Raw genomic sequence first — 21,018 nt, forward strand, 5'->3', positions numbered from 1 at the left:
TTTTTAATTCCCATTTTCTTTATCTGAATGAGATTCTTTATTTTCATCAACTGATGATTGAGGAAAATCGATACTATCTTTTAAGGGTGGCTTTTCATTAGAATACATTCCAAATTGATACATCTTACCCTTTTCTTCACTTTCTTTTATAAAGAGTTTTTCAATATTTTTTGGCTTCAATGCTTTTTTATAAATCCTAATTTCATCAAGAATTCCATTAAAATTTTCATGTGCACCTAAATAAAGATTCCCAATTGTAAGGTCTTTTCCTGTCCAAAAGAATTTAAGTTTAAGCTCTTTTTGTGTTACAATACGATTCTCATAATGAATAGTAAAATTTTCTGGTTTGCCGTTAACATACAATTGAAATGACTTTCTTTTACAGGTAAAAGCAATATGTGTCCATTCATTTAGTGGAACCTTCGTTTCGGAATAAAAATGGATATAATCATTATTAAAAGTATGGAAATTAATGATTCCATCTTGAGTAATCTGTAGATTAAAATCTCTTCCCGGGTTTACTTTCGAAATGATATTATTCTGTTCTCCATAGTAGTTCAAATAGACCCAGCCACTTAATGTAAAAGAAGTTAAATTATTAAAATTATCTACATTTTCAATGCGTATGCATCCATTATTACCAAAGAAAAAAGCGCCGTTATCATTATTAAATCTATCTTTTGCGGGCTCTAATGAATAAGGTATACAATTATTATGCAGAAAACTTTCATCCTTTACACTCCCATTTAAAGGTAAATATAAAATCAAATCTTTATCTGATTTATAGCTTTGGTTATTTTGAGCTTGCAGTTTTAAAGCTCCTATTAAAAGTAAAACATAGTAAAGTGCACGTACCATAATTGTAATATTTATTTTATAAATTTATAAATATTTATGATCCGTGCAATCCATTTAATCATTTCTTTGAATCTAAGAATTCATAATACAATGCTTTAGATAAAAAACCAGCGTCTTGGTAATTTGAAATCATTTCTTCTCTTACCGTTTCTGAATATTTTCCATTTAAATTATTTTTTTGAAAATATTCCCTTCGTGTATCATCATTAAAGTTTAAACCACTTAAAAATACGGGCTCCACTCCTTTGTTTACCGAAATATTATAATTCGTAATCAGACCTCCCCAATTGATATAACTACATAAAATAATGGTTCCGTAGAAATACCAAATCATTTGGTTAAATAAATAAGCATTTGTTTTCTGTTTCGCGATTTTTTGAAATGAAACCATTAACCCAATAATCGCCAAAATAAGAAAAGCATAAACTCCCAATCGTTTATACGTCAAGCCGTAAAAAGAAACATATTCCGAGTTTTTAATTATGGCGCTTATAATTAAAATCACATTTAGTACGAGCCATACTTTTGCGAGTTTTTTTAAAGTTGATGCTTTTTGATCAAAATTAAATCCTCCTTTAAAGTAGAACATAATTACTCCAACAGCCATCAAAATTGAGAAAATCACCGCATTTACACGTTCGTGTGTATCTGAACTTAAATTCGTTTTTTCGACCACTTCAAAAAACTGTTCGTAGTTATACGTTCCAATGAAAACTAAAAGCATAATATTTAATAACAATAAAGTAATTTCACCGCTTTTCCTTTCGAAATCCAAATCCAGAAATGAAAATGTATTCTCATTTTTAACTTCAGAAGGATTCGTAAAATCATTGTTTAATTTTGGATTGTATTGATAACATGCATCTGGAACCCAATAATTCCAAAAACTGAAAGAAATATAAAATCCTAAAATACTGATTCCAATTAATTGCGGTAAATTAATATCCAATTCATAATCGGTAAACAATGACGAAAAGTGATCGCTTCCGAAAGAATATACAACAAAGAAAAGTCCCAAAAATACAAACGGAATAATGACAAAAGCAACTAGTTTTTTAGCAAAATCATTGTGGATTTTTCTTTGTGGAAGCCATTGATCGAAAATAAATACTCGCCCTAAAGAAGTGATTCCGTTTAAAAATATAAGCGGAAAAATTTGAATTGTTTTGAGTTCGGGATCTTGAGTCTTAAATTGTAAAAACAAAATGGATAAGGCTAAAGCAAAAAATGAGGCTGCATCTCCATACCAAGCAAAAGCAAAACAAGATAAAATTGAGGTGATTACTAAAGTGAGATGAGATCGTTCTACAAACTTTTCTTGAAAGAAATAACTAATGAGAAGCGTTAGAAAGACGCCAAAAATAGAAATATTGATTCCAACTGATTCGTTGTAAAATAACAGTATAAAAACTGCTGTACACGCTAAGATAATTTGATGTTTTTTCATGATTGATAATTTTAAAAGTACTTTGTAATTCAAAGTTTTTAGATAAAAAAATAGAGTTATTTAGGATTTCATTAATTTTTCAAGGTACGATAAGTGTTCTTTAAAGGCTGCACGCCCTAAATCAGTTACTTGATAAGAGGTTTTGGGCTTTTTACCCACAAATTCTTTCTTCACTTCGATATAACCAGCTTTTTCAAGCGCAGAGGAATGACTCGCTAAATTACCATCGGTGATATTCAAAAGCGTTTTCATCTCGGTAAAATCTACCCAGTCATTAACCATCAGAACGGACATAATGCCCAGTCTGACACGGCTTTCAAAATCTTTATTTAGTTTATCAATAATTCCCATTGGGTTATTTGTATTTTTTGAACATCACTAATCCGTATGCGATATGTAGAATCCCGAATCCTAAAATCCAGAAAATTAAACCATATCCTATATTAAAAAGTGCAATACATCCTAAAATCAGTTCCGAAAAACCTAAATATTTTACATCAGAAAATGTATATTTTTCAGCGTTTATAACGGCAAGTCCGTAAAAAATTAATGTTGAAGGCGCTACTAATCCAAAGTATCCATGATACATAAGAGCCAAGCAAAATATTCCGCCAGTTACAAGTGGGACAGCCAGATTAAATAACATTTTTTTTGTTGCCGAAGTCCAAATGGGCAAATTGTATTTTCGGCTTTTTCTAACGGTGAAAAAAGTTCCAAATGCTAATGCAAAAACCATAATTATAATCCCGATCCAGAATAATTCCCAAACCAGATTGGTAGAATACAATCTATGTTCATCATTTAGATAATCCATTCCGTTTGCTTTAAACAGCTGATAAACATAGATTCCGCCAATTAAAGCCGAAAGACCCGCGAAAACTCCTGAAAGTCCGCTTAATGATATAAATCTTGAAGAGCGCTCCATCATGGAACGAATGTGTGCTAAATCTTCTTGGTGCTTTTGATTCATAATTAAAGTACTTTGCAGTACAAAGTTATTATTTATTTTGAAACGACAATTGAAAATGGGCAATTTTTTCAGAAAAGTAATCGTGGAATGAAAAACTATCCTTTGTCGGTTTCAAAATTTTTAAATTTATACAATAAAGTAAACATTACATAACGCTTTAAAACATTGGTTTCTGAGTCAATAACAGCTGTTGAAGTAATCATTCTGGAAGCGCTCTGATTTTGATTCAGCAAATCATAAACTTTTACTTTACATGTAAATTGTTTCGCAAGTTTATAGGATATACTAGTGTTCCATAAATAAAAATCTTTTTTATACGGTCCTGAAATATTCGAATTATAGTTGTAGCCAAAGTCGTTGCCAAAAACCCAACTCTTAGGCCAGAAGCTTGTCATTTGAATATTAAAATTATGAGTTGTATTTGAAGTTGAACTTAGAGAAGTATTATTATATCGAATGTCATTGTATGTAAAATTATAATACGGCTGGATGTTTAATAATTCACCATATTCATACGTTAATCCAAAACCGGGATTCAGTCTGAATGCTTTTGCCTCATACAATTGGTTATTGGTAAAACCTTTATTTAAATTGTAATTGGCATACATAGAAAACCGCATCGCAAAAGTATTTACATCTTTCTTTATGGTTTTGCTCCACTCTCCTGCTAATAACATATCGTAGGTGCCTTCTACATTATCAAAGCTTGAAATTTGTTTTCCTGAACTGTTATAGGCTGAGGATCCCACAATCTGACTATCAAAATATGTAGTACTAAAATGAATAAAGTAATTTGCACCTGATTGAAAATTATAACTTGAAAAACCTGTCTGCAAAAAATGAAAAGTAGAAGGTTTTAAATTAGGATTTCCTGTTACAACAACTAAAGGATTATCTAAATTAGCAACTGCCAAAACCTGATTGCCAGTTGGAACTGTAAATTTACGTTCATACATCATTAATAAACTCTGAGATTGTGAAATGCTGTAATTGGCACTAATTGTTCCGTTTGGAATAAAATAGTTTTTATTTAAATCTGTTGTTTCTTTTAAGTAAAATGCATGATTTTCATTCCTGATGACAGAAGTTCCTGTGGATGCCGATAAATCAAGTTTGTTTATACTCGTACTAAAGCCTATCTTCGGATTAACTTCAAAACTATTAAAAGAATTAAAATTACTAAGTGATTCATTAAAAACATCATATTCCATATCCTGATCATTGCGGTCGAATGTTTTTTTATCATCGCTTGTTTTTTCATAGTTTGTGATTACTGAAAAATTCAGTCTTGACAAATTAGTTACTGGCTCAAAATATTCAAGCCTTCCTGTATATTTATCTCTATTATTTTTCTGAGTAACATGTTGATTACGCAAATCGTCGGGACTTGTGCCCTGCTCAAAAATTGTCAATGAATTTACTCTTGAATCTAAATCGTTTCGCGAATTGTCGTTTTCAAAAGAGGCTGTAAAGTATCGTCCTTCTTTCTTAGCATTTAAAAAAAATCTAAGATTATTTCTAAAATCCGTATTAGTACTTTCACTTGTATTGAAAGAATTACTAGAATTGATTAACTGATTATTTTCATCCCAAGTTTTTCTGTCGAAAGTATTTGCAGATATTGCTTTTCTTGTTTCAATGGCTGGTCCAAAAAAAACTCTTATTGAAGGGGAAAGTTTGTACTCAAAATTTAAATTTACATTATGTCTATCAGAATCCTGATTGCTTTTTGAAGCAGATTTTGACAATAAAGAACCTGTTGGCAATAAAGTAAGCTCTGATGTTCTATTGGTATTGTCTGTATTAGAATTCTTAAAATAATAATTCAAATCAGTACTTTCTTCTTTAAACCATTCATCAGAATAACTTAATCCAATCAAATTCGATTTTGTTATTCCGCCTCTGCCTCCAGAAGCAGCACTCAAACCATCGTTTCTTCCGCCTCCCATACTATCAAAAACTTCGTTCATAGAAAAACCCGAAGCATTAATATTATTTGAAGAAGCCAAAAAACTGATACGTCTTTTATCTTTAAAATAACTGAGGAAAGTACTGCTTTCATATCTTTCGGAGCTTCCATAACCTCCTAGTAGTTTACCAAAAAAACCTTTATTTTTCTTTTTGTCTATTGTCAAATTGATCGAAACATTATTTGATGTCGAAGCCTGTTTAGTAAATTCCTGCTCCTTGGTTTTAGCGTCTGAAACCTGTACTTTTTTTATCAGCTCGGCAGGAAGGTTTTGAATTGCTATTTTTCCATCTGCATCAAAAAAAGGTTTTCCGTTAACTAATATTTGGCTCACCTTTTTTCCATTAACCGTTATTTTTTGGTCTGCATCAATAGTTACACCTGGTAATTCTTTTAACAAAGCTTCTACATTGGCATCTGGACGCAATTTAAATGAGGAAGCATTAAATTCTATTGTATCTTTTTTTATTCGAATAGGAGCTTCGTTTTTTATAATGACTTCATCCAATTCAACATCATATTTTGTAAGTCTAATAACTCCTAAATCTATATTATAAGTGAGTTTTTCTATTGTATCTGAAAACTCTAGATAGTCTTCTGCCGAAATTTTTAAAATGCCGTTTTGTAATCCTGATTTGGTTTCTAATTTAAAAAGACCATTTTTATCCGAAATCGTATAGGCTTCTACGGAGGAATCTTTAGAATTCATCAAATAAATTGTTGCAACTTCGATAGGAGAATCTTTTTCGTTGACAATCTTACCGCTGATAACAGCATTTTTTTGTGCAGAAGAAGAAAGACAACACAAGAAAAACACCAAAAAAATCAGCGATTTTATTCGGCTTTGTTTTGAGGAAAAATTATTTGAAAGAATTAAATACTGAGAAAAAAATAGGCGGATTTGTGACATTTTAATCATGGGAGCTGGTATACTTGCTAAAGGCTTGAATTTGTTTTATTAGGGACAAACTTACATTATAAATTAGAACAAATAATAACTAATAGTTAAAAATCAAGAATTAAAATGAAATCCAATATGAATTGTTTTTTATTTATCGAAAGAGTTTTTTTTATGAGTTAAATATAATTAGGAGGTTTTGAAGATTTATAGAAACAAAAAAGCCCATTCTTAACGAACAGGCTTTTGAGTATTGGGCTTTATTTTAGAACCATCTTCTGCGTTTGAATAAAAATACGCCGAAAGAGGAAAGTATTATAGAAATTAGAAGCAAGATCCAGATTCCGTATTTGCTTTCTTCTAGGCCGTTTGGCACGTTCATTCCGTATAAACTAGCAATTAATGTAGGGATCATTAAAATGATAGAAATTGAAGTCATCTGTTTCATAATATTGTTCATATTATTGGAGATTACAGAGGCGTAGGCATCCATCATTCCGGTTAAGATGTTATTGTAAATATTGGCTGTATCTTGCGCCTGATTTAATTCGATTTCGACATCTTCCAATAATTCTGGATCGTAACTGGCTTTGTGTGCTTTTAGATTTTTAATTCTTTGAAATAAAACGTCATTTGCTTTTAGCGAAGTAATGAAGAATACAAAACATTTTTCGATTTGAAGCAGCGCTTGCAATTCTTCATTTTTAATTGATTTCTCCAGATTATCTTCTGCCAATTTTATTTTCTGATTGATTTGTTTCAGGTATTTCAAATACCAAACGCTTGACGACAGGAGCAATCGCAACACGAGATTAAAATTATCTTCGATTTCGATGTTTTTGCGCTGTGAATAGGATACAAAATCGGCAATGATTTCGGTTTTATAAAAACTGATGGTTACACAGATATCTTCTTTAAAAATGATTCCGAGCGGAACGGTATGAAAAGGAATTTTGACATCTCCGCTTTTTATCGGAATGCGCATAATAATCAGTGTCCAACCATCTTCGATTTCGATACGAGGTCTTTCGTCGATATCCTCAATATCATTGTAGAATGCTTCGGGAATTTGAAGCTCTTCTAGTAAGTAATTTTTGTCTGTTTCTGTTGGAGATTCGATGTGAATCCAGCAATTTGAAGTCCATTTTTGGATTTCTACCAATCCGTTGTTGTTTGTGTAAAAGGCTTTCATTTCAAAATACAGGGTTTTATCGCAGCATTTTGAAAGTCAAAAGCTGCTTTAATTAAATACTAACGAATAATAATAATCGTCCATTTGGAGAAGTGTGTTTTTTTTAAGTGGTGCAAAAGTATCCTTTATTTTTAGAAAGAGAAACTTTAAACTATTAATTATATATTAAAATGGCACTTTGCATAGATTTTTAAACACATAGAAACATAGATTATGTAGCTGTGTAAAGGCGTTTCACTTTTTTGAATAAACATAGTTAGAGTCTTATACTATGTGATAGAAATTTGTTTCTCTTTAGTATTCTTTTTTTTAAACTTACATTCTATGTATTAGAAATTTTTAAGTTAAATACACAAAAAAGCCTGCTCAAATCGAACAGGCTTTGTAAAGCATTTTGAAAAGAAATTATTGATTTCTTGCGCTTCTCATTTTTCTTGCTAAAAGTGTATTTTTAAGCAGCATTGCAATTGTCATTGGTCCTACTCCACCTGGAACTGGTGTAATGAAAGATGCTTTTTTACTTACTCCGTCAAAATCAACGTCACCTTTGATCACATATCCTTTTGCGTTTGATGCATCATCTACACGTGTAATTCCAACATCAATAACGGTTACTCCATCTTTTACCATATCGGCTTTTAAGAATTCTGGAACTCCTAAAGCTGTAATGATAATATCAGCATTTTTAGTGAATTCTGCTAAATCTTTAGTTCGGCTGTGCGTTAATGTAACTGTTGAGTCTCCAGGATTTCCTTTACGGCTCATTAAGATACTCATTGGACGTCCTACGATGTGGCTTCTTCCAATAACTACGGTATGTTTTCCTGCAGTTTCTACTTTGTAACGCTCTAACAATTCCATAATTCCGAATGGCGTTGCTGGAATAAAGCTTTCCATTTCAAGAGCCATTCTACCAAAGTTAGTTGGGTGGAATCCATCTACATCTTTATCAGGATCGATAGCTAATAAGATTTTTTGCTCGTCGATGTGTTTTGGTAAAGGCAATTGAACAATGTATCCGTCAAGGTTATCATCTTCGTTCAATTCTTTGATTTTTGCTAAAAGCTCGTCTTCTGTAATGGTTTCTGGTAAAGCAACTAAAGTGGAATCGAAACCAATCTCTTGGCATGATTTTACTTTACTTCCTACGTAAGTTAAACTTGCACCATTATTCCCTACCAAAACGGCTGCTAAATGAGGTACTTTTCCTCCCGCTGCTTTTATAGATTGAACTTCAAGAGCAATTTCGTTTTTAATGTCGTTAGATGTTTTTTTACCGTCTAGTAGCTGCATTGTTTTTTTAAAGTTAAATGTTATAAGTTAGAAGTGAGAAGTTATCTTCCCTTATACTAAAATTTAAGGTCTAAAATTCCAACTTGAAACGTGAAACTTTAAACCTTAAACTTTTATTTTTTATCTCGGCATTCCTCCTGGCATTCCCTTCATGCCTCCCATCATTTTCATAAGATTTTTTCCGCCTGGGCCTTGCATCATCTTCATCATTTTGCTCATTTGGTCAAACTGTTTCATCAGCTGATTTACTTGCTCAATTTTTGTTCCCGAACCTTTTGCGATTCTGGCTTTTCTTTTCACATCAATAATGGCTGGTTTACTTCTTTCACCCGGTGTCATCGAATAAATAATTGCTTCGATATGTTTGAAGGCGTCGTCTTCGATTTCAACATCTTTCATGGCTTTTGAAGCACCTGGTATCATTCCAACCAAGTCTTTCATATTACCCATTTTCTTTACTTGCTGAATCTGCGTTAAGAAATCATCAAAACCGAATTCGTTTTTAGCGATTTTCTTTTGAAGTTTTCTAGCTTCTTCTTCGTCAAATTGCTCTTGAGCTCTTTCCACAAGAGACACAACGTCTCCCATCCCTAAAATACGCTCAGCCATACGTTCTGGATAGAAAACATCAATTGCTTCCATTTTCTCTCCAGTACCCACAAATTTGATTGGTTTGTTTACAATCGATTTGATCGAAAGCGCCGCTCCACCACGAGTATCACCATCTAATTTTGTTAAAATAACTCCATCAAAGTTTAAGATATCGTTGAACGCTTTTGCTGTATTTACAGCATCTTGTCCTGTCATAGAGTCAACAACGAACAATGTTTCTTGTGGCTGGATTGCTTTGTGTACACGTGCAATTTCGTCCATCATTTCCTGATCTACTGCTAAACGTCCTGCTGTATCGACAATTACAACATTGAACCCGTTTGCTTTAGCATGTTTAATTGCGTTTTGAGCAATTTCTACAGGATTTTTATTTTCTGGCTCTGAGTAAACCTCAACCCCTATTTGATCTCCCACAACATGTAGCTGGTTAATCGCCGCTGGACGGTAGATATCACACGCTACTAAAAGTGGTTTTTTGTTTTTCTTTGTTTTTAAGTAGTTCGCTAATTTTCCTGAGAAAGTAGTTTTACCAGAACCTTGAAGTCCTGACATTAAAATAACCGTTGGATTTCCAGAAAGGTTAACACCAGCAACGTCTCCACCCATTAATTCGGTAAGTTCGTCTTTTACTAATTTAACCAATAATTGTCCCGGCTGTAAAGTAGTTAATACATCCTGACCAATCGCTTTTTCTTTTACTTTGGTTGTAAAATCTTTGGCAATTTTAAAGTTAACATCGGCATCAAGTAAGGCACGACGAACTTCTTTTAAGGTATCGGCAACGTTTACTTCTGTAATTTTACCGTGTCCTTTTAATATATGGAACGCTTTATCTAACTTATCACTTAAATTATCAAACATATCTTTTTCTTTATTTGAAGTGCAAAGATAATCTAATTAGATATTTCAGGCAATTTTTATTTGAGTGCATTTAACCGCAAAGTTCGCAAAGGTTTACGCAGACTTCACTATGTTTTTTGCCACTAATTGCACTAATTTCTCGAATTACTTCACTGATATTTTTTCTCTCGCAGATTGTGCAGATTACCTTTTTGCTCGCAAAGTCGCGAAGCCGCAAAGCATTTAAAAAACTTTGCGTCTTCGCGACTTTGCGAGATTAATAAGTTTACCTTAGAACTGGAAGTAAATAAACGGTTGCGAACCTGCCACTGCTGTAGCATATACAATCCAATACACAAATCCTAAAATTACTGCTTTTATTAATAAAGGCGTTTTATCGAAAACCAGTTTCATTTTGTTTGTAAAGAATTCTGGTAAGAAATGCCAAACATAACCAAACAGCATTAATAAAAATACATTTTTATATCCAATTACGATGGTTCTCCAAAGTTCTGGTTCGAATGTTAACTGGCCAATAGTATTGATTACCTGCAATGCTGTTTCAAAGTCTCGTGCGCGGAAGAAAATCCAACAGAAAACTACAAAGTGGAATGTGATCACGATTGAGAAAAATCTCCACAAGAAATTTGGTTTTTTATCTTTTTTAGAAGGAAAGAATTCCATGAATATTTTGTGAACTGCCAATGCTAATCCGTGAAGTGCTCCCCAAATAATAAATTGCGCACCAGCTCCATGCCACAAACCTCCTAAAAGCATTGTGGTAAACAAGTTGAAATTGGTTACTAATGTTTGTTTTATTTTGCTTGAAAGCAAAAATGATAAAGCGAAAATCAAAATACTAATTCCTGCAATAACAAGCGGAATTACACTTTCGTTATAACAAGACATTCCCCACAGCAATAATCCGAAGAAGAATAAACTCGGGAATAAATATCCTGCGAAAGAACCTTCTCTGTTTCCTCCAATCGAAATGTATAAAAAGTCTTTTAACCAAGTCGAAAGCGAAATATGCCATCTTCTCCAGAAATCGGTAATTGAAGTCGATTTGTATGGAGTTCTAAAGTTAACTGGTAGTTTAAATCCTAACAATAATGCAATACCAATTGCCATATCTGAATATCCAGAAAAATCACAATAGATCTGAATAGCATATCCGTAAGAAGCCATTAAGTTTTCAAACGAAGTATAACTCAAAGGCGTATCGAAAACACGGTCAACAAAGTTTACTGATATGTAATTTGAAATTACTGTCTTTTTGATCAAACCACCAATAATCAAAAACAAGGCATTGTTTACATCTTGTTTGGTCAGGTTTAATTTTTGATAAATCTGTGGTAAGAAATCTTTTGCTCGTACAATTGGCCCAGCCACTAATTGCGGGAAAAATGAAACGAAAAATAAATATTCAATGTAGTTTTTTGTCGGCTTGATTTCTTCACGATAAATTTCGATAATATAACTCATCGACTGGAATGTATAAAATGAGATTCCAACCGGAAGAAAAATATCATGGAATTTTAAATTCCCATTGAACATATCATTGTAAGTACCAATCATAAAATTCATATACTTGAAATATCCAAGTAATCCTAAATTCAGAATGACACTTATCACCAAATATATTTTCTTGGTGCTGTCTTTTGATTCTTTGTAAATAATCTGGCTTAAGCCGTAATCTACAACAGAAGATAATAGTAAGAGTAAAAAGTAAATACCGCTTGACTTATAATAAAAGAAAAGCGAGAAGAGAATAACATATGTTAATCGTAGATAAAATGTGTTTTTTAAAAATCCGTAAATAAAATAAAAAACTAGGAACAATCCCAAAAACAAGCCTGTATTAAATAACAGCTTTTCATCGGGATTGTATATAAACCAATTTTTTACTTGTGTTATTGTTACTGCACCAAAATTTTGAATGAACCAATTATTAATGCTATCTATTGTTGTCAATTTACTTATTTGATTTAAAATTATCGTATGCTTTTAAAAATGCTTCTGTAAACAAGCTTCCTTGTTTTTCATATCCTTTTTTTGAATAATGAACCCAATCTTTTCCTATTAATCCCTGCGATTTTAATTGTCTTATTCCTTTCAATCCGCCAAATTCATCATATAAATCCCAAACAGCAAAACCATCTTTTTCGGCAATATCATTTATTCGCTGTGCATATTCGCCCACAAAATTATTTGGTTTTCCTCCTCTAAACAAAGACGGCGGTGGTGTCATCACAATTATTGGGACATTTATATTTTGATCCTTAATATTTTTGATAAACTGACGCAATCTCTGAATATAATCTGAGGCTTCCAGCTTATCGAAACTTTCATTTGTTCCCAATGAAAAAATTAAAAGATCTGGATGCAATGCTTTAAGCTGTTCAAAAAATAACGGATATTTATTATAATCTGAATATTTGGCACCATTTACTCCTATTCCGCTGTAAATTAAACCGGGAGTGTCTTTTTCGAGAACCAATCCGTTTAATTCATAATCTTTAGCTTCTTTATGAGGAACTAAATAGATTTTATCGAGTGCTTTTTCTGATTTGTAAAAATGGCAAAATGCATCTGATTCAAGGTTTAAAGGAACAAATTCTGATGTTTTAATATTCTTGGGCTGCATTTCATTGGTTGGGATTCTTAAAATTCTTCCCGCACGAATGTTATTTGATTTCAGCTGATTGGCTTTTTTTATATCAGCAACCGAAACATTGTATTTATCTGCAATAATCGAAATGGCTTCTCCTTTCTTGATTTTGTGTGTGACGACCTTACGCTCTGTTGTCTCAATAAATTTGGTTTGAGATGACGAAGATAAATCAAACATACTTTCGTTTTTTGGAGTAATAATCTGAATCGTATTAAATTTATACGAGGGATCTTTTATACTCATTTCTACTACAAATCCTCCTGTATCTCTCCAAAGTCCAATACCACTTAATCCTACAGGATAATTTCTTACTGGATAAATATTTCGGTAACTGTCCCAGATTCTATTACAGCGAAAACGTTCATTGTACGAACCATTTGTTTTAGCAAGCTGATAGGGAAAAACAAATCCGCGGCCGCCATTTCCAAATTGCTGCTGTAAAATCTTTCGGATTTTATTGGTCATTAAATCACCTTGGATGTGGGAATCACCAATATGTACGATATTTATTTTCTGATTCTTTTCACTTTCATTCTGAATCAATTTTTTAAAAACACTTTCTAATACTTTTGAATTATAAATGTGATTTCCTGTATAGGTTTCACCCTCGGTTATATCAATTTTACTAATCATTTTTTTTGGTATTGAAAGTGATTCTGTTTTTTGCTGATTATCATTTGTTGAGAAAAAAAGACAACAAAAGAAAATAATTAGTTTATCCATTTACGCTGTCGTTTTTCACAGAAACGGAATCTGCTTTGGGTTTTCTAACTGTTTGCGGTTTTACACCTGTATCACGTTTTTCACGTAAAACTTTATATTGTTCGTATCCTTTATTTAATTGGCTGTATAATAAATTACCTATTGCTTTTGCTCCTCTCTGGTTAAAGTGTGTATAGTCTTTATTGGCTCTGGCCGGAGATTCGTCTACCCATTTTACCATCGAACCGTCACCACCCATAAGCGTATATAAATTCACAAATCCTGATTCAGTCTCTAATGCATAATGCTTTTGAGCTTTCATCAAAGGCACAACAGCTGAATCGGTTTTCATTTCTAAATCGTATTTAGTCGACTTGTCTGCCGTTGAAACGATTAGAATAGAAACTCCCGGAAATGATTCTTTTATTTTATTGACGGTTTTGGTCATTCCTTTTTCATACCATGAATAATTTTTGGTTCCGTAATTTAAAACATTTGTTCCATAATGCAGAATGATTAAATCATAATTTAGATGTGTATTAAAAGCCTGCATTACATTGGCATTAAACATAGAAATTGGCAGACCTGAATTTCCTCTTTGAGAAAAGTTATCTACATGAACACCGTTTCCATTATCAAAATTAAATCCGTAAATCGGAATAGAATCTGCGTGAAAGAAATCAGCTTTAAATGCTTTTATACTTCCTGATGTTACTTTCAGGCTGTTTACCAAATTAGACGGATTTAAGCTTTTGCGAATCGTATCTTTTCCAATAATAAAATTCACGTTCCCTTTTTTAGAAGATCGTCCATAAAACAAAGTCGGATTATCTAAAGTAGTCGAGTTTTTATTAAGACCTGCTTCGTATTGAACCCAGGTAGGATTTACTTTATCATTGGCAAAAAACACATGCCCGTTTACTCCAAATGGACTTGCTGGTCTTTTTACATTTAAATACGATTGCGTTTTCCAGTTTTTAGAATATACTGATTTCACAGAACCTCTTGATGCTGCAGATTCTGAAGTAATGGGTACAAAACCAACTCCGTGTCCTCCAAAACGTTCCTGATAATTGGCACGAACATCTTGCACGATCAAATCGCCATCGGTCATAGAATCTCCATAATATGCAATTCTAACTTTGTTCTGCGGATTCTTTTCTAACTGATATAGTTTTTCGTAAAATGAAATAAGGTATTGAAAACCTTTATAATCATCGAATGTTTCCGATGGAAATTCAATCCCTTCAGAAGCATCGTAAACGATTTTTTCTTTCCCCATTCTACGCTCAGCTTCTTCTATACTGTCACTATCTGAAGACAACGAATCTTTAGCAACCGATTCTAAAAGCAGACTGTCGATCAAAACATTTTTTGAATCGATTTTGCTATCTGAAAATATTTTATCAGGAAGGATTTGTTTGAATCCAATAAAAGCAACTAAAGCTAATGCAACTATGGCAAAAGACTGAAAAAAATATGATTTTGTATTCACTAATTAATTATAATTTTTAACGGATAGAGTAACAAAAATTAAACCATTTAAAATTCCTGTTAATTCTGTTTTTTAAAATGATGCGCAAAGATAAAATTAAATCGTTCATTTTTAATTCATTTTAACAATAAAGAAAAACAAAAAAAGAGGCTAGAAAAATCTAACCTCTAAATCAAAAAAAAATAAAAAAAAACAAAGCTAATGATTAACTAATTTTTTGATGTTGTTTTTTAAAACAACTCTGAATAATACAAATTATCCAAAGTTGTCAAAATGTTATTTTAACAGGGCATATTCTAGACTAACATATCCTCTAACTCCTGCCTCATTGGACATTGCTAGGAATTTAACTTTATAATAGTTTCCAGCTACATCTTTAACAACATAAAAACGATCTGTTCTAATACTTGGTAATGTCGATGGTCCACCACCGCTTCTCCAGTTTGCACCAATGATTCTTTGATCAGTTGCAGAAGCCGTAAAGTTAGCCTCTACCACATTTGCTTTCGTAAACGCCGCGTAAGTAACATCTCCAGCTACTAAAACTTGATATGCTTTAGTACCACCTTTCATGTTTGTTACGATAAAATCTGAGTATCCGTAAGTTACCTCAGTACCCGCATTTAAGTAATTAGTAAAAACAGTGAAATTTAAATCCCATTTGTCTTTTAAAGGCTCAACAGAAACTGTATTTCCAGTTGTTAAGCTAAAGAATGTAAAGTTGTAAGCAGCATCTTTAGTAATTGTTTTCTCAGTAAAAGTTGCAGAAGCTAAATCAGCATATTGAATTTTATATCCAGCACCGTTTCTTAAAATTCTAACTTTTTTCCATCCTCTTGGATCACCATCAACCGTTACAGAACCTACACTTGGCACTGCTGTACCAACAGCATATCCTAAATTCACTAAGTAAACTTTGTTATCGGCATCATTTGCAGAAATTTCAGCGATTGCAGTTCCAATTCCTGCACCAGCGCCAGCTAAAACTCCTGTTGGATTGTCAACATAACCATTTGATGCAGCAGTTGTACCAGCTCCAACAGTGACATCTGTATTAATTGTCTGCGTTAAGGTAATATCTGAAGTTTCTAATTTTTTTACGGCCATTTTTAGGGATCCGTTTATTACAACTCTAAAATCTGTACCGCTTGAAAATCCAAAATCCCAAGCAGCTCTGTTAACTGATTTAGATTCTTCTGTGCTTAAATCAAGATAAACCTGATTAGGCTCATTTGGTCCACCTACAGCTGGCTGTAAAATAGCTCCAACCGTAGGAACTTCAACTTCTGGCGTATCATCATCGCTTGAACAAGCTGTAAGAGATAAGAATGCGAATGATAGTAATAATAATTTTTTCATTGTATTTTAGTTTATATTAAAGATTAAGGTTATAAGCTAATTTTAGGAAATATGAACGTCCGTATGCGAGCATTAAATTTGATCCAGATGCATGCGCTCCTTCAGTTGTTCTCGTTTGGTTCACATTAGTTACATTAAGAATATTTCGTGCTCCGATCGTTGCTTCAAAATGATCTTTGAAGAAATTTTTTCTAATTGAAGCATCAAGCCAGTTACTAGGATCAATTTCAGACAAAACATATTCAGAACCAGATTCAATAAATTGTCTGCTTTTCCCATTGTATTTGTAATACCCCGAAATAATGGTTTTCCATTTTGTAATATTATAGGAAAGACTTGCATTCAGATTAAATGAGTAAAGAAATTGATCGTTTGAAGTAAATTGATTATTATTGATCAATTGTGAAATTCCTATTAACGCTGCACCAAGATTAACAGTAAAATTATCTTTGACAATTTGGTTCATTGTAGAAAAATTCCACATTTGGTATTTACTAACATTAATATATTGATATTCGGGAGTTCCTGTATCTGGATTTTTACGTATAAATGCCATATCAATTCTATCATCCACATTTAAGAAACTTCCTGCCAGAGTGCCTGACCATTGCCAGCCTGAAGAAAATGTCATGAATTTTTTAATGCTTGCTTCGTAAGAAGTACTGGTTTCAGGAATAAGATTTTCGTTTCCAGTAAAGAAATGTCCGTCAAAAATTTGTTTTGTATAAAGCTCATCAAAATTTGGAGTTCTAAAACCATTTCCATAAGAGCCACGAAGTTCCAGTCCCTTATCAAATAAATATCTTAAACCTATAGAAGAAGCATATTGGTTTTTAAATTTAGATTGTACTGAAAAACGTAATCCAGGTTTTATAGAAAATCGATCAGTTGCCATAATCTCTGAAGAGACGAAAAAATCATAATTTTCTAGTCTTTTGCGAATAGGTACAACTTTATTATTAGCTTCCTGAACAAGAGCAAAACCTTGATTGTTTACAAAATCATATCCAATTTGCAAATCAACTGTTTTATCAGAAAAAAAGTTATTTAAAGTTCCTGTTGAAGAAAGAACCTCCATTGACTGATCTTTTTCAGTACTATTTAGGTCTTCATTTTTTGTAAATAAATAATATCTGAAATTTTCTATTTCGCGCTGCTGTTTCTGATGTGAGACAGAAACATTATAATTCAATTGTGAAAACAATCCACCGGTAACATTTAAATTATGAAAATATCTGTTGGTAAAATACCTCATATCATCACTATAACGATAAGTTCCTAATGTAGAATTAAAATTAGACTGAACTGTGCTGTTGTAATAATCAACATTTTCATCTAAAAACTCGAATTTGTAAAAAAAACGAAATCTATCTTTATGATAAGATATTAAAGCATTCCCGTTTAATTGTTCTTTTGGAAGCCAGGTGTAACCCCGCGTTTGATCATTCTCAGCATAACTTTTTCCATTTCTATCACCTAAATATCCTTGAAAATCATTTCGATTGATTCCACCACTTACAAACCAGTTTTTATTGAAGGCATGTGCTACTCTCAAAGATTGAATGTGGCGTCCTTTTTCAAACAAAGAATATTCATCACCTACAGTTTCTTCCTGAACAGATGCAGTAATATTCCACTTGTATTTTGAAGATTTTTTGGTGATAATGTTCAAAACTCCACTCACAGCATTCGCCCCGTAGGCTACTCCCATAGAACCTTCAACGATCTCTATATGATCAACATCATTAAGGTTAATTTGAGATAAATCGGTATTATTCCCAACGCCTCCTTCATTAACTAAAGGAACATTATCAACCAAAATTTTAAAATACTGTGCATCTAACCCAAATAAGGAAACTGTTGACCGACCGCTTGTACTACTGGGTCTAACTGTAATATTTAAATATTGATTCAAAACATCAGATAAATTATTCGCTGCTAAATTTTGTATATCCTTATTAGATATAACACGAACATTAAAAACAGATTTTTTTATAGATTGTGGCTCAAACTGTCCTGTAACCACGACTTCTGAGAGTTTTTCGTGTGATTTAATAGTATCTTTTTGCTGCGAAAAAGAAATCTGATAAAAAAGCACAACTGCAAAAAGAGTAATTTTAAATTTCATTATTTTTATTCAATCTTAATAATCTTTGCAAATATATAACTATTTTTAATTATTCTAAATAAATTTATATATTTGCCAAAATTTAAAAACAAAACAGTAAGTTATGATTTCAAAAAGCCTCTTTTTTTCAGCCGCTATGGCTTTTACTTGTAGTCTTGGATTCAGTCAGGACAAGAAACAACAAGACATAAAATCTATTAAATCAATGTGTGGTTGTTATGAAGTAAAGTTCAATTTCACAGAAACATTTTCATATCCTAAAGACTCTCTTACTTATAAACCATCCGAAACCAAACATGAATCTGCTTTGGAATGGGTTGAATTGTTAGAAGATACTCCAAATAAAATCGTTATGCAGCACTTATTAATCGTAAGCGATGATATGATTATCAAACACTGGAGACAAGACTGGTTATATGAAAACACAGACTTATATGCGTTTCATAAAGGAAATTCTTGGAAATATAAAAAGTTAGATAAAAAAGCTGTGAAAGGTCAGTGGACTCAAAAGGTATATCAAGTTGATGATAGTCCCAGATATGAAGGTTCTTCTACTTGGGTTCATGTTGACGGGCAGGATTATTGGGCAAATGTTGCAGATGCGCCGCTTCCTAGAAGAGAGCAGACAAAACGTAACGATTATAATGTTTTAAAAAGAAGAAACATCCACGAAATTACTGCTACAGGATGGAATCATGAGCAGGATAATGACAAATTAGTTCGCGATGATGCTGGGAAAGATGTTCTTTTAGCGCAAGAAAAAGGTTTTGATGTTTATACTAAGGTGCCGGATATTAAATGTATCGCAGCTCAAAAATGGTGGAAAGAAAATAATGCGCTTTGGAAAAACGTTCGTGATAAATGGCAGACTCTTTTCGACAGACATAAAGATCTTAATTTAGAAGCTAAAGTTGACAGAAAAGCACTTTATTCTCTTTTGTTTGATTTAAAACCAACTGCTACAAAAGCTGAATCAGATGCTATTATTGACAAGTTTGTAAAATAACAAAATATTGTTTTAATTGAAAAAGGCCGGTAATCTTAGATTACCGGCCTTTTGATTTAGAAAAAATGTCTAATTATTCTAAACTGATTTATTATTAATTAAAATTCATTTTGTTTAATTAAGGGATTGGCATTAATTTCATCTTTAGGAATTAGCCACTGCCATCTTTTATCTGTAGGGTCAACATTCAACACACCATTTACTATCCCTGAATCATGATTTGCACCAGTTCTATCTAATGGAGAATTTGTACGTTTCAAATCAAAAAATCTAAATCCTTCACCCCACAACTCTATTCTTCTCTGTATTAAAATTTCGTCAACTAAAGCTTGTCCAGTATTAGTAGACAAAGTATAAGACGGGTTTCTTGTTATCTCAAATTCATACAATACATTTGCGGCATCTGCACTTCCCATTCTGGCTTTTGCCTCAGCTTCTATAAGAAACATTTCAGCAGCACGCATATAAGGCACATCACATCTGCTATCTCCAGTACTTATTGATAAGAATTTTTGGCTGGTATAAGGAAATTTTGCAAAATTTGACGGAAGAGCAAGTGCTGTATGTTTTCCAGTCTTATCAAATATTGCAGATCTAATGTCAGTAGAAGGAATCATGTCATAGAGCTTACTATTAATAGCTTTTGGGCAAGAACGTATTACCGTTGAGCTGAAATTTCTAGACATATAAGCTCCAAAATTTCCAAAATATTGAGTTTGAACTTCATTAATGTGACTTCCCCACATCCATTCTTTGTTATTATAATCATTAAAACCAGTTACATATTCCGCAGTTGACATTAACGTCTTTCCACTTCGTGCTTTATTAGCGTATTCAGCTGCAACACTCCAATTACCTTGCGTCAAAGCAACTCTGGCCTTTAAGCCTTGCGCCACCTTTAAATCTAGATAAGAATTATTTGGTTTTAAATATCCTTGCAACAAAACATTCGCTTCATCTAGATCCTTATTAATTTGAGTATATACCTCTTCTACTGTTGATCTTGGAAAATTATCATTTCCGACAGTCAAAATTATCGGAACTCCTAATTGACTATTAGTTACTCCATTTACGTATCTTTTTCCAAATAGTTGTACTAATTGAAAATGACAAAATGCACGATACAATAATGCCTGACCTTTAACAATATTTTTATCTGAAGTTGAGCCAATGGCAGCATCGGCAGCATTAATAATAGTGTTTGCATTTCTTATTATTCTATAATAAGTTCGATACGGAAAACGCAGGTCTACTGAATTTTCATTATTTACTGAACTCCAATTATACATTTGCAAAAACCATCCATTTGTAATTGGAAAAACAACATCATCACCAACAATATCTGTTTGCTGCATTAAGCCTCCTAATCCAGCCTGACTTTGATCTTCATAAGAAATATACAGTGATCTGTGAATTCCATTCAGCAACATCATTAAATTTTCAGTTGTTTTGGTAGCGCCTTCATTATCGACAAATTCTGTAGGCTTCTTGTCTAAAAAATCATCTGAACAAGAATTAAAAACAGTTACTGTCAGTATAAAAAATACTATTTTAATATAAGTTGATTTCATTTTT

General features: G+C 32.4%; 15 protein-coding genes. 1 reads left to right on the plus strand and 14 read right to left on the minus strand.

What is annotated here, in order from left to right; all coding sequences use genetic code 11:
• Window positions 1-3: 3 nt before the first annotated feature.
• The 13 genes from P2W75_RS21255 to P2W75_RS21315 form a co-directional block, all read right to left on the minus strand.
• Entirely contained in the window at window positions 4-858 is an 855-nt protein-coding gene (locus P2W75_RS21255; protein WP_276381994.1) for a LamG domain-containing protein, read from the minus strand.
• A 58-nt stretch (window positions 859-916) separates the two neighbouring features.
• Window positions 917-2,305 (minus strand): DUF4173 domain-containing protein, encoded by a 1,389-nt coding sequence (locus tag P2W75_RS21260; RefSeq protein WP_276381995.1) that lies wholly within the window; start codon window positions 2,303-2,305, stop codon window positions 917-919.
• Window positions 2,306-2,365: 60 nt separating this feature from the next.
• The gene (locus P2W75_RS21265) at window positions 2,366-2,656 is read right to left on the minus strand and encodes a transcriptional regulator (protein ID WP_057114812.1); all 291 of its coding nucleotides are present in this window, start codon (window positions 2,654-2,656) and stop codon (window positions 2,366-2,368) included.
• A gap of 4 nt (window positions 2,657-2,660) precedes the next feature.
• Window positions 2,661-3,275 carry a hypothetical protein gene (locus tag P2W75_RS21270; RefSeq protein ID WP_276381996.1) on the minus strand — a complete coding sequence of 205 codons (615 nt, stop codon included), beginning with the start codon at window positions 3,273-3,275 and terminating at the stop codon, window positions 2,661-2,663.
• 95 nt (window positions 3,276-3,370) lie between these two features.
• A complete protein-coding gene (locus P2W75_RS21275; RefSeq protein WP_276381997.1) occupies window positions 3,371-5,953 on the minus strand; it encodes an outer membrane beta-barrel protein in 2,583 nt (860 codons plus the stop codon).
• Window positions 5,954-6,407: 454 nt separating this feature from the next.
• Window positions 6,408-7,334 carry a magnesium transporter CorA family protein gene (locus P2W75_RS21280; protein WP_276381998.1) on the minus strand — a complete coding sequence of 309 codons (927 nt, stop codon included), beginning with the start codon at window positions 7,332-7,334 and terminating at the stop codon, window positions 6,408-6,410.
• A gap of 405 nt (window positions 7,335-7,739) precedes the next feature.
• Window positions 7,740-8,627 (minus strand): bifunctional 5,10-methylenetetrahydrofolate dehydrogenase/5,10-methenyltetrahydrofolate cyclohydrolase, encoded by an 888-nt coding sequence (locus P2W75_RS21285; protein WP_276381999.1) that lies wholly within the window; start codon window positions 8,625-8,627, stop codon window positions 7,740-7,742.
• A gap of 120 nt (window positions 8,628-8,747) precedes the next feature.
• Window positions 8,748-10,100, minus strand: a complete 1,353-nt coding sequence (gene ffh, locus P2W75_RS21290) for a signal recognition particle protein (RefSeq protein ID WP_276382000.1) — start codon at window positions 10,098-10,100, stop codon at window positions 8,748-8,750.
• A gap of 270 nt (window positions 10,101-10,370) precedes the next feature.
• Window positions 10,371-12,053, minus strand: a complete 1,683-nt coding sequence (locus P2W75_RS21295; protein ID WP_276382001.1) for an MBOAT family protein — start codon at window positions 12,051-12,053, stop codon at window positions 10,371-10,373.
• 1 nt (window position 12,054) lies between these two features.
• Window positions 12,055-13,386 carry a GDSL-type esterase/lipase family protein gene (locus tag P2W75_RS21300; RefSeq protein WP_276382002.1) on the minus strand — a complete coding sequence of 444 codons (1,332 nt, stop codon included), beginning with the start codon at window positions 13,384-13,386 and terminating at the stop codon, window positions 12,055-12,057.
• A gap of 82 nt (window positions 13,387-13,468) precedes the next feature.
• A complete protein-coding gene (locus tag P2W75_RS21305) occupies window positions 13,469-14,950 on the minus strand; it encodes an SGNH/GDSL hydrolase family protein (protein ID WP_276382003.1) in 1,482 nt (493 codons plus the stop codon).
• A gap of 276 nt (window positions 14,951-15,226) precedes the next feature.
• Complete coding sequence (locus P2W75_RS21310; protein ID WP_276382004.1) at window positions 15,227-16,309, minus strand: HmuY family protein; 1,083 nt, start codon at window positions 16,307-16,309, stop codon at window positions 15,227-15,229.
• A 16-nt stretch (window positions 16,310-16,325) separates the two neighbouring features.
• Window positions 16,326-18,437, minus strand: a complete 2,112-nt coding sequence (locus tag P2W75_RS21315) for a TonB-dependent siderophore receptor (RefSeq protein WP_276382006.1) — start codon at window positions 18,435-18,437, stop codon at window positions 16,326-16,328.
• A gap of 103 nt (window positions 18,438-18,540) precedes the next feature.
• Here P2W75_RS21315 and P2W75_RS21320 point away from each other — a divergent pair, with 103 nt between their 5' ends.
• Window positions 18,541-19,443 (plus strand): DUF6607 family protein, encoded by a 903-nt coding sequence (locus P2W75_RS21320; RefSeq protein WP_276382008.1) that lies wholly within the window; start codon window positions 18,541-18,543, stop codon window positions 19,441-19,443.
• Between the two features lie 98 nt (window positions 19,444-19,541).
• On the opposite strand, the gene P2W75_RS21325 is transcribed toward P2W75_RS21320, so the two are convergent.
• Entirely contained in the window at window positions 19,542-21,014 is a 1,473-nt protein-coding gene (locus tag P2W75_RS21325) for a RagB/SusD family nutrient uptake outer membrane protein (RefSeq protein ID WP_276382010.1), read from the minus strand.
• Window positions 21,015-21,018: the final 4 nt, after the last annotated feature.

Source organism: Flavobacterium sp. H4147, from assembly GCF_029360735.1.
Classification (GTDB): Bacteria; Bacteroidota; Bacteroidia; order Flavobacteriales; family Flavobacteriaceae; genus Flavobacterium; species Flavobacterium endoglycinae.